This window comes from Microbacterium sp. Cr-K20, assembly GCF_000708325.1.
GTDB lineage: Bacteria > Actinomycetota > Actinomycetes > Actinomycetales > Microbacteriaceae > Microbacterium.
On sequence record NZ_JARE01000042.1, the window covers coordinates 41,814 to 56,103 of the forward strand.

The 14,290-nt window shown below is 69.6% G+C and carries 16 protein-coding genes; 11 read left to right on the top strand and 5 right to left on the bottom strand.

What is annotated here, in order from left to right; genetic code table 11:
* Positions 1–5: 5 nt before the first annotated feature.
* The 5 genes from GZ67_RS0106610 to GZ67_RS0106630 form a co-directional block, all read right to left on the bottom strand.
* Positions 6–542: a roadblock/LC7 domain-containing protein gene (locus tag GZ67_RS0106610; RefSeq protein WP_051662392.1), complete on the bottom strand. Its 537-nt coding sequence runs from the start codon at positions 540–542 to the stop codon at positions 6–8.
* Complete coding sequence (locus tag GZ67_RS20100) at positions 539–1,189, bottom strand: hypothetical protein (RefSeq protein ID WP_051662393.1); 651 nt, start codon at positions 1,187–1,189, stop codon at positions 539–541. The genes GZ67_RS0106610 and GZ67_RS20100 overlap by 4 nt, the downstream gene beginning before the upstream one ends.
* Positions 1,186–1,557, bottom strand: a complete 372-nt coding sequence (locus GZ67_RS0106620) for a hypothetical protein (RefSeq protein ID WP_029261430.1) — start codon at positions 1,555–1,557, stop codon at positions 1,186–1,188. Before GZ67_RS0106620 ends, GZ67_RS20100 begins: the two co-directional genes overlap by 4 nt.
* A gap of 267 nt (positions 1,558–1,824) precedes the next feature.
* The gene (locus GZ67_RS0106625) at positions 1,825–2,493 is read right to left on the bottom strand and encodes a DNA alkylation repair protein (protein WP_029261431.1); all 669 of its coding nucleotides are present in this window, start codon (positions 2,491–2,493) and stop codon (positions 1,825–1,827) included.
* Between the two features lie 23 nt (positions 2,494–2,516).
* Positions 2,517–3,554 (bottom strand): FUSC family protein, encoded by a 1,038-nt coding sequence (locus GZ67_RS0106630; protein WP_029261432.1) that lies wholly within the window; start codon positions 3,552–3,554, stop codon positions 2,517–2,519.
* Positions 3,555–3,684: 130 nt separating this feature from the next.
* On the opposite strand from GZ67_RS0106630, the gene GZ67_RS0106635 reads away from it, so the two are divergent.
* From GZ67_RS0106635 to GZ67_RS0106685, 11 genes are all read left to right on the top strand, one after another.
* On the top strand, positions 3,685–4,140 hold the full coding sequence (locus tag GZ67_RS0106635) for an SRPBCC family protein (RefSeq protein WP_029261433.1): 456 nt from the start codon (positions 3,685–3,687) through the stop codon (positions 4,138–4,140).
* Positions 4,141–4,211: 71 nt separating this feature from the next.
* Complete coding sequence (locus GZ67_RS20765) at positions 4,212–4,376, top strand: hypothetical protein (protein WP_168380842.1); 165 nt, start codon at positions 4,212–4,214, stop codon at positions 4,374–4,376.
* Positions 4,377–4,455: 79 nt separating this feature from the next.
* Positions 4,456–5,517 (top strand): DUF998 domain-containing protein, encoded by a 1,062-nt coding sequence (locus GZ67_RS0106645; RefSeq protein WP_051662394.1) that lies wholly within the window; start codon positions 4,456–4,458, stop codon positions 5,515–5,517.
* A gap of 126 nt (positions 5,518–5,643) precedes the next feature.
* Complete coding sequence (locus tag GZ67_RS20770) at positions 5,644–5,934, top strand: hypothetical protein (RefSeq protein ID WP_029261435.1); 291 nt, start codon at positions 5,644–5,646, stop codon at positions 5,932–5,934.
* 56 nt (positions 5,935–5,990) lie between these two features.
* On the top strand, positions 5,991–8,879 hold the full coding sequence (locus tag GZ67_RS21140) for a helix-turn-helix transcriptional regulator (RefSeq protein ID WP_168380841.1): 2,889 nt from the start codon (positions 5,991–5,993) through the stop codon (positions 8,877–8,879).
* A gap of 74 nt (positions 8,880–8,953) precedes the next feature.
* Positions 8,954–9,157: a cold-shock protein gene (locus GZ67_RS0106660; RefSeq protein WP_017831237.1), complete on the top strand. Its 204-nt coding sequence runs from the start codon at positions 8,954–8,956 to the stop codon at positions 9,155–9,157.
* Between the two features lie 192 nt (positions 9,158–9,349).
* Positions 9,350–10,378, top strand: a complete 1,029-nt coding sequence (locus GZ67_RS0106665; protein ID WP_029261436.1) for an iron-siderophore ABC transporter substrate-binding protein — start codon at positions 9,350–9,352, stop codon at positions 10,376–10,378.
* A 33-nt stretch (positions 10,379–10,411) separates the two neighbouring features.
* Positions 10,412–11,461, top strand: a complete 1,050-nt coding sequence (locus GZ67_RS0106670) for a FecCD family ABC transporter permease (RefSeq protein WP_029261437.1) — start codon at positions 10,412–10,414, stop codon at positions 11,459–11,461.
* Positions 11,458–12,540, top strand: a complete 1,083-nt coding sequence (locus GZ67_RS0106675) for a FecCD family ABC transporter permease (protein ID WP_029261438.1) — start codon at positions 11,458–11,460, stop codon at positions 12,538–12,540. Before GZ67_RS0106670 ends, GZ67_RS0106675 begins: the two co-directional genes overlap by 4 nt.
* A complete protein-coding gene (locus tag GZ67_RS0106680; RefSeq protein WP_029261439.1) occupies positions 12,537–13,337 on the top strand; it encodes an ABC transporter ATP-binding protein in 801 nt (266 codons plus the stop codon). The genes GZ67_RS0106675 and GZ67_RS0106680 overlap by 4 nt, the downstream gene beginning before the upstream one ends.
* Positions 13,327–14,289, top strand: coding sequence for a siderophore-interacting protein (locus GZ67_RS0106685; protein WP_029261440.1), 963 nt, complete (start codon positions 13,327–13,329; stop codon positions 14,287–14,289). Before GZ67_RS0106680 ends, GZ67_RS0106685 begins: the two co-directional genes overlap by 11 nt.
* Position 14,290 lies beyond the last annotated feature (1 nt).

Sequence of the window (14,290 nt, forward strand, 5' to 3'; positions counted from 1 at the left end):
ATGCCTCAGCCGGGGGTTCCGGCGAGCCCGAGCGCGGTGATGAGCTCGTACGCCGCCGAGCGCGCCTGCACGATCACGGTGCCGACCTGGACTCCGGCCGCCGACACCGACAGGAGCAGCTGGCCGTAGGGCGCCAGGACGAAGCTGAGCAACGAGAGCTGGCTCTGACCGATCGACACCGACACGACGGCCGACAGGCTCGGTTCGGTTCCCCCGGAGATGATCTCGGCCTCGGCCCTGGCGACGCCGAACAGCGAACCGTTGATCGCCGCCAGCCGCTCTCCCGTCTCGTCCCGTGCGCCGACGGAGGCGATGTGCAGGCCGTCGGCGGTCGAGAGGACAGCCGTCGTCAGCTCCGGGAAGCGCTCTTGGAGATGACGCAGTCGGGTGAGAGCGGCCTGGCTCACCACGCTCGACCAGAGCTCCCAGTGCGCCGCGATCTCCGGATGCATGAGCACGGGGTCGCCCCCGTAGGTCGCGTCGTGCCGATGTGCAGCGTCGTGGGAGAGAGGGGGGTGGTCTGTTCGGTTGTGTGTGTTCACGACTCTTCTTCCGGAAGATCAAGGGCCACGCAGGCGACTCGCATCACGTTGTCGCGATCGCGCGCGTCGGCGACATGAACGCGGTTCGGGGGGATGCCGTATCGCGCCAGGACCTCGGTGAGCTCCTGGCGCACCGTGGGCAGCGCCTCTTCCTCACAGTGGCTCACCGCGATGACCATTCGTTGGCCGTCGCCGGCGAACCGCGGAATCCATGTGGCGGCATCGGCGGCGAGGTGTGGCCGGTCGGCACGAAGCCAGAGCAGGATGCGCGTGTCTGCCGTCGAGGATCTGCGGCGGGCGGGAGCGAAGCGGTCTTGCCCGGGAACCCCGATGAGCGTGACGGCGATCTCGGGCGTGGGTTTCCACGCGCCGTAGTCGAGGCCCACCGTGGTGGTGGTCTTCTCGCCGTCGCCGTACTCCGCCGATCCGGCCGAGATGGGAACGTCAGTGTCGACCGGCGGGACGTCACTCAGTGCCCGGACAGCCGTCGTCTTCCCCGCCCCGACCGGCCCGGCGAAGATGAGCCGGTAACGGTTCGGCAGATTCACGTGCCGCCAGCGTGCCCGCCGCATCGGCGTCTCCGCCGACGCGGCACGCACCCACGAGATCTCCTCGAGGCCGTCGCTGCGCGCGGCCTCCCTGGTCAAGCGTTCAGGGCCGCCACATGGCGGTTCACGGCAGAACGGAGAAGGGCGAGGTTCGTCGCCTGGCGGTCGGCGGCGAGATAGATGAACATCTCGGGCGTGATCATCTTGAGCAGGTGGAGCTGCGTGTCGAGCGTGAGCAGCATGTCCTCGAAGGTCGCGTCGAGGCCGAGCGCCTCGATCGTGCGCATCTTGTTCTTGACGATCTCGCTGTTGTAAGCGCTCGCCACGTCGAGGTCGAAGTCCGGTCGGACCGAGCTCGAGGCGAGCGGCATCCCGGACTCCAGATCGACGACGGAGGCGCCGATGAAGCCGTTGATGTCGCGCGCGATGTCGGCGATGAGTGTGTTCAGTTCGTCTTGCGTGGTCATGATGCTCCCCAGGTCGTGTCGCGCGCGGCAGAGACCGCCCCATGCGATCACCCCAGAGCCCCCGCGACTCATAAAGTGTATAACGTTACTTGCTCAAATGCGGAATCGGGGCGGGACACGCCTGCCGGTCACCGAGGCGGATGCCGCGCCCGCCCGTTCCGAAGGAGAACTCGCGCAATGAAGGAGCGGATCCCGGATGCTCTCCTTCAGAGCGTGAGATCTCCTTCGCGGCGGGTGGGTGGCAGCGTGCTGCAACCCTGAACGCGCTCAGCCCTCGCGGCGCCGCACGAGCTCGCCGATCCACAGCGGCGCGAACGGCGAGGTGCAGCCGGGCGCGGTGGGGTAGTCCGCGAGGACCTGCAGGCGCTCCCCGATCTCCAGCGCCCTCGCGCGGTACTCCGGGTGGAAGATGCCGATGTTGGCGAGGGTCTCGTTCATCGCCCACTGCAGGCGCGACGGCGCATCCTTCAGATCGCGCTCGATCAGGTCGAGCAGGTGTGGCAGGTCCAGGCCGTCCGCGTCCTTCATCACGCGCACGGTCGTGAGCGACCAGGCGGCCGCGGCCACCGTGGGGTCGGCGTCGTCGAACCAGCGCAGCCGCAGCTCTTCCGCGAGCGGCGTCTTCTTGGCGACGTAGTTCACGAACCAGTCGTTGACCTTCGGCGGACGGGTCTCTCGCAGCATGGCGTCGAGTTCGTCGGCGCTGAAGTCGCGGGGGCGGCAGATCAGCAGGGCCAGCAATCGCGCCGGGGTCTCGCCGGTCGCCCACAGCTCTTCCGCGAGCGGCTGGTCGGTCTTGATCCGCTTCGCGAGCGCGCGCATCCGGCTGAGGTTGATGCCGTGGTCGTCGCCGCGCTTCTCGTTGGCGGCGCGCATCTTCGGATCTTCCAGTGCGGCGAGCTCGCCCAGGGCCTCCGCGACGGTCATGTCGGACATGCCACCAGCGTATGCGGAGTCGGTCAGTCCTCGTCGAGTAGTTCGCCCCGGATGCGGCGGAGGTCTTCCATGAGCGAGCCGATCAGGATCCAGTGCTGCGATGACGGCGGTCGGATCACGAGTGGGGCGGTGAGCGCGGGGATCGCGGAAGTCATCGTGTCGGGTTCGGGCGACGCCTCGGCGATCTGCACGGCCAGGCGCACGTCGTGCCCGGCTCGCCGCAGCTGCTCGGCGATCGCGGTGACGGCGGGCTCTTCGCCGATCGTGTCGTCGTAGTGGTCGAAGTATGCACGGGTCATGCCGATCGTCTGGGTCACGATGGGCGACAGGCGCTCGAGCAGCTCCCGCATCTCCTTCAGCTCGCTGCGGTGGGTCGAGCGCCGCGGGTTCAGGGTGAGCGACTCCTCGCCCGCGGCGATGGAGGCGTCGGCGGCATCCTTCATCGGACGCAGCAGCCGCACCTCCAGCATCAGCTCCTGGAGCTGTGCGGCCGTCTGCGGCTCCGGCAGCGCGACGGCCAGGCGGTCGAGGCTGGCGGCGAGCTCCCGCCCGAGCAGTCCGACATCGCGCCGAGCGGGGGCGACCAGCACCGGAGGCACGATCAGTGCGTTCACGACGATGCCGATCACCACCCCGATCAAGGTTTCCACGATGCGCGCGAACGCGTACTCCGGGCTCGACGATCCGAGCGCCAGCACGAGCATCGCCGAGATCGCGACCTGGTTGCCGGTGCCGGGGGAGGCCCGGAAGATCCACGCGACCAGCATCGCGACGACGATCGCGAGCAGCACGATCCAGCTCGGCGACCCCAGCAGCAGGCCGAGCGCGACGGCGATCACCACACCGGCGATCACACCGATGCTGCGCTCGAGCGCCTTCGACAGTGACTGGTTCACGCTGGGCTGCACGACCAGGAGCGCGGCGATCGCGGCGAACACCGGCAGCTGCGCGGGGAACACCCATCCGGCGATGAGCCACGCGGCGATCGTCGCCGCGGCCGACTTCACGACCTGCAGCAGCGGGGAGCGCTGGGAGGCGCGGATCGCGGCGGGGATGCGCATGCCCTCAACGGTAGTGCCGTGGTGTCGCGGATGATCGTCGTCCGGCGATGCGGATGTCAACCCCGTCGCCGATCCTCGCCGTTCCGGGCTGAATGGAGGAACACGAACGACGAGAAGTGAGGAGCATCACATGGTGCAGATCATCGAGACCATCGACGTCGACGTCCCCGTACGCACGGCGTACAACCAGTGGACGCAGTTCGAGAGCTTCCCGAAGTTCCTCGACGAGGTCGAGTCGATCACTCAGATCGACGACACGCACACGCATTGGAAGGTGAAGGTCGGCGGCGCGACCCGCGAGTTCGACGCCGAGATCACCGAGCAGCACCCGGATGAGCGGGTCGCGTGGAACAGTACCGGCGGCGAGACCGAGCACGCGGGTGTGGTGACGTTCCACAAGCTCGACGACACGTCGACCCGCGTGACGGTGCAGTTGGACTGGGCTCCGGAGGGGCTGCTCGAGAAGCTCGGCTCCCTCGTCGGCGCCGGCGGTCACGCCGTCAAGAAGGACCTGCAGAACTTCAAGGAGTTCATCGAGGGCCGCGGCGTCGAGACCGGATCCTGGCGCGGCGACGTCGACGCCTGACGCGAATCCGACGCGAGGCCCGGATGCCGTTTCGGCATCCGGGCCTCGCGGCATCGTTGTACGCTCGCGCCATGACGAAGACCACATTCAAGCCGGGGGACGAAGTCATCACCCCGCGTTCACGGGGGAAGGTCATCGACATCTGCGCGACGCCCTCCGGGCAGTTCATCTTCGGCATCGAGGACGAGACCGGAGAGGTCGCCTACTTCACCCCCAAGGCTCTGCAGCACGCCTGACGGACCAGCTCAGGCGTGAGCTGCCGGGCGGAGTGCGCGGGATCTTCCGCGCGTCCGAGGTGCGTGCTTGCATGGGCACATGGAGCGGGACGAGAAGCTGCGCGGCGAGACGAGGGCCGTCTGGGCGACCGTGATCTGCTTCGTCGTCGGCACCGTTGCCGGCATCCTGCTCCTGCGTGGCGATGCGCGCCCGCTCACCGGTCCGGGGTCGTTGGCGGCGCCCGTCGCAGCGATCGCCGGGATCGTCGCGGCCGCCGCATTCCTCGTGAGCACGCTGATGCACCGTCGCACGGAGACCGGGCCGATGCCGCGCTGGCAGGCCGTGGTCTCCGGCCTCTCGACCGTCGCGCTCACCGTGGCCTTCGGCGCAGTCACGCTGATGGGTGTGCTGCTCACGGCCGAGATCCTCGCCGTCGGCCTTCAGGGGCTGCAGCTCGCGGCGGTCGGCGGTGGTCTGCTCGCAGGCGTCGCTTCGGCCGTCGGCGGTCGCTTCGCCTTCGGGGCCGGCATCGGGCTGCGCACCGCCGACCTGTCCGCGCTCCTGTTTGGATTCCTCGTGATCGGCACGCTCTTCGCCATGGTCACCTCCGCCGACCCGCGCTGGTGGGAGGAGAACTTCTCGCAGCTCGGGTCGGGATGGGCGTTCAACGGCACCCTCGTCGTGGCCGGCCTGCTGATCGCGACCGTCGGCTCGTACATCGGCCGCGACCTGCACCGGATGCTCGGCGACTCCGCTCTGCGCCGCATCGCCGTGGTGGTCGCGCTGTGGGCGGCGGCCGGTGTCGCGCTCGCGGCCGTCGGGCTGCTGCCCCTGCACCGGGTGCCCCTTCCGCACGACATCGCCGCCGTCGCGACGCTCGTCCTTTTCCTCGGGTCTGCGGCCGCGACCGTGGCCGCGATCCCGGCTCCTCCCCGCGCGCTGCTGATCACGTCTGTCGGCGTCGGCCTGCTCATCGTGGTGGCCGTCGTGCTGTGGGTCCCGTTCGGCCTGTACTCGGCCACTGCCCTCGAAGCCGTCGTCGTCGGACTCGGACTGCTGTGGATGGCCACGCTCGTGCGGGTGCTGGCGATCCTCGTGCCGTCGCAGTCCCGCCCCTCGGCCCGGCGGTCACCGCTGCGCGCCGAGTCGCGGCAGGCCTAGGCGTCGCGATCCCTCGCCGGCGGCATCCCTAGACGTCGGCGGCAGAAAGATAGGGAATCCGTCCGATGTCGGCGGGGCACCTCAGAGCGGAGTGTAGGGATACCGCACACCGCCGAGGAGATCTCCATGTTCGAGCACACGTTTTTCACCGAGCAGTACACCGGCTACCAGCAGGAGGAGATGGAACGCGCAGCCGCGCGGCGGCGCATGCTCATCGAGCACGCCGACCAGATCGTGCCCCGTTCCCCGGGAGCGGTGCGCCGGATGCTGACGCGCATCTTCCGTGGATCGACGGCCAGCACTGTGGGTGCACGCGACGCGGGCCGCAGTGCCACGAACGCGCGTCCCGGCGTGGGGCACGCGGCCTCGGAGCGGGCGAGCCCCGGATGCGAGCCGACGGCGGCACCCGCACGGTGAGCATCGTCGTCGCGGAACGCGCCCCCGGTGTCGGTCGGGGGTGGGACGATGAAACCATGCCTTCCTCCGCACCGAGCGCCGAGATGGTCGGTCGTGCGGCCGAGCTCTCCGAGGTGCGCCGTCTTTTCGAGGGCGTGCGCGAGGGCGTGCCGGCAGCGCTGCTCGTCGAGGGCGAGGCGGGGATCGGCAAGTCCCGGCTGCTGCGCGAGTTCGCCACCGAGATCGAGAACACCGCCGACGTCCATGTGGGCTGGTGCCTCGACCTCGGGGCCTCCCGCACGCCCTACGGCCCGCTCACCGGCATCCTCCGCTCGATCGTCACGCGCATGGGCATCGAACGGGTGCGCGAGTCGGTCGGTGTGGGCGTCGAGGCGCTGGGGATGCTGCTGCCCGAGCTCGTCGATGCTCCGACCGATCGCGAGCGCACCAGCCCTGAGCGGCTCCGCGACGCCATCGCCTCCCTCATCGAGGCGGCCGCAGAACGGGCTCCGCAGGTGCTCGTGGTGGAAGACCTGCACTGGGCCGACGAGTCGACGCTCGCCATCCTGTCGTTCCTCCTGCGCGCCCTCGGCCGCGGTCGCATCCTGCTGCTCCTCACCTGCCGGAGCGACGACGTGCGGCGTGGCGACGCCGTGAGCCGCTTCATCGGCGAGGCCACCCGTGCGCGCCTGCTCGAGCGCCTCACGCTCGCCCGGCTCGACGAAGCCGCGGTGCGGGAGCTGGCCGAGCAGATCACCGGTCGCCCGCTGTCCGAAGCCGCCTTCGAGCGCATGCAGGAACGTGCCGAGGGCGTGCCGTTCTTCGTCGAGGAGATCGCGGGATGCGCGAACGGCTCTCTTCCCGATGGCCTCCGCGACCTGCTGCTGGCCCGGTTCGATCGTCTCGGCGACGATGCGCAGCACGTCGTCAAGGTCGCCTCCGGTGCGGAGCGCCCGCTGTCGCATCCGCTGATCACGCGCCTCGCCGATCGCCCCGAGCAGCAGCTCGACGAGGCGATCCGCGAGGCGACGCGCAGCGGCATCCTGGTCGTGGTCGACGACGACTATCGGTTCCGGCACGCCCTCCTTCGTGAAGCAGTGCACGACGATCTGCTCCCGGGTGAGCGCGCCCGGCTGCATCGCGCCTACGCCGAGTCGCTCGAGGCGCAGGGCGCGGGCAGTGACTCGGGAGATGCCGCCGCGCTCGCGTACCACTGGCAGCTCGCGCAAGACGACCGGAAGGCGCTCGTCGCCGCCGCCGATGCGATGCGCCACGCGAAGTCGCAGTACGCGTTCGCGACCGCCGCCCGCTTCGGCGAGCTCGTGCTGGAGCTGTGGCCGCTCGTCCCCGATGCTGCCGGGGCCGCGCGGATCGAGCGCCTCGATCTGCTTCTCGTCCTGGGCTCGATCCTCCGCAACGCGGGCGATGGTGAGCGGGCGCTCGCCGTCGCGAACCTCGCTCTCGCCGAGGTCGACCCCGAAACGGTGGATCCGCGTCTGCATGCGCGGCTGCTGCGCAACAAGGCGCTGTACCTGGTCAACCTCGGGCGCCTCGGGGCGATCCCGCTGCTGCAACAGGCCCTGGCCATCGCCGAGGAGCACATCGACGATGAGGCCTTCCGCGCCGAGCTGCTCAACCGTCTCGCCAGCCGCCGCATGATCGCGGGCGACCGTGAAGAGGCGATCCATCTCGCGGACGAGGCCGAGCACAGGGCGGCGGGCGCAGGCTCCTCCGATCAGCTGTCCGTCGCCGCGAATGTGCGCGGCGGCTCGCTCGCGCATCTGGGCGAGGTCGAGGCGGGCGTGCGCGAATACGAACGTGCACGGCAGCTCGCGACGGGCTCGGACGCCGAGATGCGCTACCGCGTCAACTACTCCGATCTGCTCACTCTGCTCGGCCGCTACCGCGAGGCCGTCGAGGTCGCCGAGGAAGGGCTGCGCCGGGCGCGCGAACTCCGCGTCGAACGCACATCGGGCTCGATCATGGCGCAGAACATGGTGGTGCCGCTGCTCGAGCTGGGGGAGATCGACCGGGTCGAAGACATGCTGTCGCGCGACTTCGTGCAGGGCACTCTGCGGGTGTTCCGCATGTACATGAGCATGACGCACGTGCGGGTGCTGGCCTGGCGCGGCCGGTCAGCCGAGGCGGCGGAGTTGCTGCAGACGTGGTTGCCCGCGTTCGAGGAGACCGGCATCTCGGAGCGGCAGATCTGGTACGACCGGGTGATGATGACGGTCGCGGTGGCCGAGAGCGCGGGCGACCTCCGCGGCGCTCTCGACACGATCCTCGAGATGCTCCGCGATGAACGGCCGGCCCTGCTGCACCAGCGGCGACTCATGCTGCAGGGCGGGGCGCTCCTCTCCGAGCTGCGTGCAGAGGGGTCCGCGGTCGCCGACGCCGCCGACGCGATTCGCACCGCCTGGCTCGCGCAGCCCGTGCAGCTGCAAGACGACGCCTGGTCGACGATCCTCGTGGCCCTGCTCGATCCGCATCCCGACTCGCTCGATGCGGCGCTGCGGTGTGCCGACGGCGATGACGTTCCGGTCACCTTCCGCGTCGTGATCCGGCTCGAGCAGGCGCGGATGCGGGTGCAGGCGGGCGACCGCGCAACGGCGTCGACCGTGCTGGCCGAGGCGGCCGAGATCGCCGCGGCCCTGGGGCACGCGCAGCTGCAGGCCGCCGTCGCCCGTTTCGCGACCGATGCGGGGCTCGGGCTCCGCATCGATGCGGAGCCTTCCATCGGCACCGACCCGCTGACCGCGCGGGAGAAGCAGGTGCTCGAGCTCATCGCCGAGGGGCTGAGCAACCGCCAGATCGGTGAGCGACTGTTCATCAGCGTCAAGACCGTGAGCGTCCACGTGTCGGCGGTGCTGCGGAAACTCGGGGTGAGCACACGCACCGAGGCGGCACTTCTGCAGAAGAATCCGTCGCACAGTGCTGTTGGTCAGCCTGCCGTGGTAGCGTGACAATGCGCGCGTCTCGGATGTTCCGATTCGGCGTAGGCCGTGTAAACGGCTAAGTCAACAGAAAGTAGAAACACATGGCCACTGGCACTGTGAAATGGTTCAACGCGGAAAAGGGCTTCGGCTTCATCGCTCCCGATGACGGCTCGGACGACCTTTTCGCCCACTACTCGGCTATCGCCGGCTCCGGTTTCAAGGAGCTCCGCGAGAACCAGAAGGTCGAATTCGACGCTGAGCGTGGCCCCAAGGGCATGCAGGCGGCGAACATCCGCGCTCTCTGAGCGCGCGCTGACTTCCTGAAGCCGGCCGGATCCTCACGGATCCGGCCGGCTTTTTCTGTGCCCGCAACTGCGCGGGGTTCCAGGACTCGAAGTGAGGTCGCCCTAACCTCCGTGTTAGATTAGGCCAGGCTTACCAAAGGCTGGGCGCACCTCTCGCGCCGCCCCCTCACCCCGAACCCGAAGGGAACGCCTGTGCGCATCTCTCGAATCCTCGCCATCGGCGCGGCCGCTGCACTCGCCGTCGGCCTCTCCGCCTGCGCGTCCCCCGCGCCGGAATCGACCGGAACCGCCGGCGGTAACCCCGCCTCCGCGGATGCCTTCCCCGTCACGGTGGAGCACGCCTACGGTGAGACCACCATCTCGGAGAAGCCCGAGCGCATCGCGACGATCGCCTGGGCGAACCACGAGGTGCCGCTGGCGCTCGGCATCGTCCCGGTGGGTATGAGCAAGGCCAGCTGGGGCGACGACGACGACAACGGCGTGCTGCCCTGGGTCGAGGAGAAGCTCGACGAGCTGGACGCCGAGACCCCGGTCCTGTTCGACGAGACCGACGGCATCGACTACGAGGCCGTGGCCGACACCGAGCCCGACGTGATCCTCGCGGCATACTCCGGCCTCACGCAGGAGGAGTACGACACCCTCTCCAAGATCGCTCCGGTCATCGCGTTCCCCGAGGTCGCCTGGGGCACCTCGGTCGACGACATGATTGAGATGAACTCGAAGGCACTCGGCCTCGAGGATGAGGGCGAAGCACTGATCGACGAGCTGCACGCCGACGCCGAGACCGCTCTCGAGGCGAACAGCATCCTGAAGGACAAGAAGGTCCTGTTCGCGTACCTCGACCCGGCCGACCTGAGCCAGATCGGCTACTACACGGCGATCGACACGCGTCCCGGGTACCTGCACGACAACCTCGGTCTGCCGTTCCCGTCGATCGTGGAAGACACCGCAGACACCGAGAAGTTCGACCTGACGGTCAGCGCGGAAGAGGTCGCGAAGTTCGCCGACGTGGACCTGTTCGTCACCTACGGCGACGACGCGCTCATCGCTCAGCTCCAGGCCGACCCGCTGTTGTCGAAGATCCCGGCCATCGCCGAGGGGCGTATCGCGATCCTCCCCAACGCGACGCCGGTCGCCGCATCCGCGAACCCGTCGCCGCTGTCCATCCCGTGGGGCCTCAGCGACTACCTCGCACTGCTGGCTGCACCGCTCGCGAAGTAACCGTTCGATCCGCATCAGCGGAGTGAATCCTCAGTGACCTCAGCAACCGTCATCGCCCCCGTGCCGGGTGCCGCAGACCTGCGGCACCCGGCGCTGGTGCGCACCTTCTGGCTGCTCATCGGGGTCGTGGTGCTCGTCGTCCTCAGCATCCTGTCGATCTCGTTCGGCGTGCGCGCGGTCTCCTTCGACGACATCGTCGCGGCCCTCGGCGGCCACACCGACACGATCTCCCAGGCCGCGATCGTCAAGCGCATCCCGCGCACCGTGCTCGCCCTCCTCGTCGGTGCCGCGCTCGCCCTCTCCGGTGCGACCATGCAGGCTGTGACGCGCAACCCCATCGCCGACCCCGGCATCCTCGGCGTCTCGAACGGCGCCTCGCTCGCGGTCGTCTGCGGCATCGCCTTCTTCGGCCTCAGCAACCCCTACGGGCAGATGGGGTTCGCGATCGCCGGAGCCGGGATCGCCGCCGTGTTCGTCTACACGGTCGGCTCCCTCGGGCGCGGGGGCGCGACGCCGCTCAAGCTCGCGCTCGCGGGTGCCGCCACCTCGGCGGCCTTCGCCTCGCTGATCAGCGCCGTCATGCTGCCCCGCGTCGACCTGCTCCAGACGTTCCAGTCCTGGCAGATCGGCGGTGTCGGCGGGGCGGAGTGGCCGCGCATCGCGCTCACCGCGCCCGTCCTCGCGGTCGGTGCCCTCATCTGCTTCCTGTGCTCGCGCGGTATGAACTCGCTCGCGCTCGGCGACGACATGGCCAAGGGTCTCGGCGAGCACGTGTTCCGCACACGCCTGATATCGGCGCTCGGTGCGGTGATCCTCGCGGGAGCGGCGACGGCCATCGCCGGGCCCATCGGATTCGTCGGCCTCATCGTCCCGCACATGTGCCGGATGCTGGTGGGCACCGATCACCGCTGGCTGCTGCCGTTCTCGGCCATCGCCGGTGCCGCGCTGCTGACCGCGAGCGACATCATCGGCCGCGTGATCTCGCCCTCGGCGGAGGAGATCCAGGTCGGCATCATCACCGCCATCGTCGGCGCCCCGTTCTTCATCTGGATCGTCCGTCGGCAGAAGGTGCGTGAGCTGTGAGCACGACCGAGCACACCGAACACACCCTCGACCGCGTCGACGAGCCGGCATCCGCCCGGATCGCGCGCATCGTCGCGGGCCGTCGCGCGCGCCACCGCCGCCACGCGATCGCGACGATCGTGCTCGGCATCCTGCTGCTCGTGCTGTTCACGGTCGCCCTCATGGTCGGCAACACGTTCTACCCGCTCGACGAGGTCATCCGCGTGATCCTGGGCGAGACCGTCCCCGGGGCCTCTTTCACCGTCGGCGACCTGCGGCTGCCGCGGGCGATCCTGGCCGTGCTCACCGGGATCGGCTTCGGCATGGCGGGAGTCTGCTTCCAGACGATGCTGCGCAATCCGCTCGCCTCGCCCGACATCATCGGCATCTCGAACGGCGCCGGGGCGGCCGCGGTCTTCGGCATCGTCGTGCTCTCGGTGAACGGGCCGGTCGTGTCGCTGCTCGCCCTCGGCGGCGCCGTCGTCACGGCCTTCGCGATCTACCTGCTCTCGATCAAGGGCGGCTTCGCCGGCACCCGCCTGATCCTGATCGGCATCGGTGTCGCGGCGATGCTGCAGAGCGTCATCTCGTACATGCTGTCGCGCGCCGCGAACTGGGACATCCAGACCGCGATGCAGTGGCTGACCGGAAGCCTCAACAATGCGTCGTGGGAGCGGGTGCTGCCGATGGCGATCGCCGCGGCCGTGATCGTGCCGCTGATGCTGTCGCAGGGCCGCGCGCTCGGCGCCCTTCAGCTCGGCGACGACTCCGCGGCCGGCCTCGGGATCCGGGTCAACGCCACGCGCCTGCTGCTCATCCTCGGCGCCGTCGCGCTGCTGGCGTTCGCGACGGCGGCCACCGGTCCTATCGCTTTCGTCGCGTTCATGGCCGGACCCATCGCCGCCCGCATCACGGGGCCGGGTGCCAACCTGCTCCTGCCGTCGGCGTTCGTCGGGGCCGTGCTCGTGCTCGGCGGTGACCTCATCGGCCAGTTCGCCTTCGGCACCCGCTATCCGGTCGGCGTCGTCACCGGCGTGGTCGGCGCTCCGTACCTGATCTACCTCCTCATCCGCACCAACCGCTCCGGGGGTTCGCTATGACCGTCTCGCACAGTCTGTCCGCCGAAGGCGTGAGTCTGGCCTACGGCGACCGCACCGTCGTCGACGGCCTCGACCTGCAGATCGCCCCCGGCCGCATCACGACGATCGTCGGGGCCAACGGATGCGGCAAGTCGACGCTGCTGCGCTCGCTCGCCCGCCTGCTCTCGCCCACCGAGGGACAGGTCGTGCTCGACGGCAAGTCCGTGCACGCCCGGCCCACCAAAGAGGTCGCTCGCATCCTCGGCCTGCTGCCGCAGTCGCCGGTCGCGCCCGAGGGCATCGCGGTCGCGGATCTGGTCGGTCGGGGACGGCACCCGCACCAGAAGATGCTCGCGCGGTGGAGCACCCACGACTACGAGGTGGTGGCCGATGCCCTCGATGCGACCGGCATCACCGACCTGGCCGACCGCAGCGTCGATGAGCTCTCCGGCGGACAGCGGCAGCGCGTCTGGATCGCGATGGCCCTCGCGCAGGAGACCGACATCCTGCTGCTCGATGAACCGACGACCTTCCTCGACGTCGCGCACCAGGTCGAGGTCCTCGACCTGCTCACCGACCTGAGCGTCTCGCGCGGCACCACCATCGTCATGGTGCTGCACGACCTCAACCTCGCGGCACGCTACGCCGACGAGCTGGTCGCCATGAAAGACGGGCGGGTGCACGCGACGGGCGCCCCGCAGGACATCGTCACCGCACAGCTCGTCGAAGAGGTCTTCGGCCTCGCCAATCAGATCACCATCGACCCGGTCTCCGGCAAGCCGATGGTCACACCCATCGGGAGGCATCATGTCCGCTGAGACGACCGCGACCGAGCGTCCGACCTACATCCTCACCCGCGCCGAGGTGCGCGCGGTCGTCCGCGTCTCGCCCTCGTTCGTGCGCGTGACATTCGGTGGCGACGACCTGAGCGATTTCGGCACGCCCGGCGAGGTGTTCGACAGCCGCATCAAGCTGGTCTTCCCGCCGGCATCCGGCATCCTCCCCGAACTCGATCGGGCCTCGGACAACTGGTGGCAGTCGTTCCTCGCGGTGCCGGAGGAGGAGCGCGGCTCGATGCGCACCTACTCCGTGCGCGAGCTGCGGGTCGATCCCGCCGCGGGCACCGAGGTGGACGTCGACTTCGTGCTGCACCTCGAGCCGGGGCTCACCGGACCCGCATCGCTGTGGGCGAGCCAGGCGGCGGTCGGCCAGGAGCTCTACCTCGTCGGGCCCCGTCGCGGCGTCGACGTGGATGCGCACGGTGGGGCCGAGTTCGCGCCGGGCACCGCGGCGTCGGTCGTGCTCGCCGGCGACGAGACGGCGGCTCCCGCCATCGCCCGCATCCTGGAGGACGCGCCCCGCGACCTGCGCGGAGTGGCCTTCATCGAGGTGCCCTCTCCCGCCGACATCCTGCGCATCGACGTGCCGTCCGGCGTCGAGGTGCACTGGCTGCCGCGCGACGCCGGTGACCCGCACGGCCTGCGCCTGATCCCGGCCGTGCTCGGCTACCTCGGAGACGCCGACGCCGCCGATGAGATCCGTGTGAAGGACATCGACGGCGAAGATCTGCTCTGGGAGACGCCGGACTACTCCGGCCTCGGGGAAGAGATCGACCGGGCGGATGCGCCGGCCGAGCGCTACTTCTGGATCGCGGGGGAGAGCGGCGTGGTCACCACCCTGCGCCGTCACCTCGTCAAGGACCTCGGCGTCGACCGCGGGCAGGTCGCGTTCATGGGCTACTGGCGCCGCGGCGTCGCGATGCGGGGCTGAC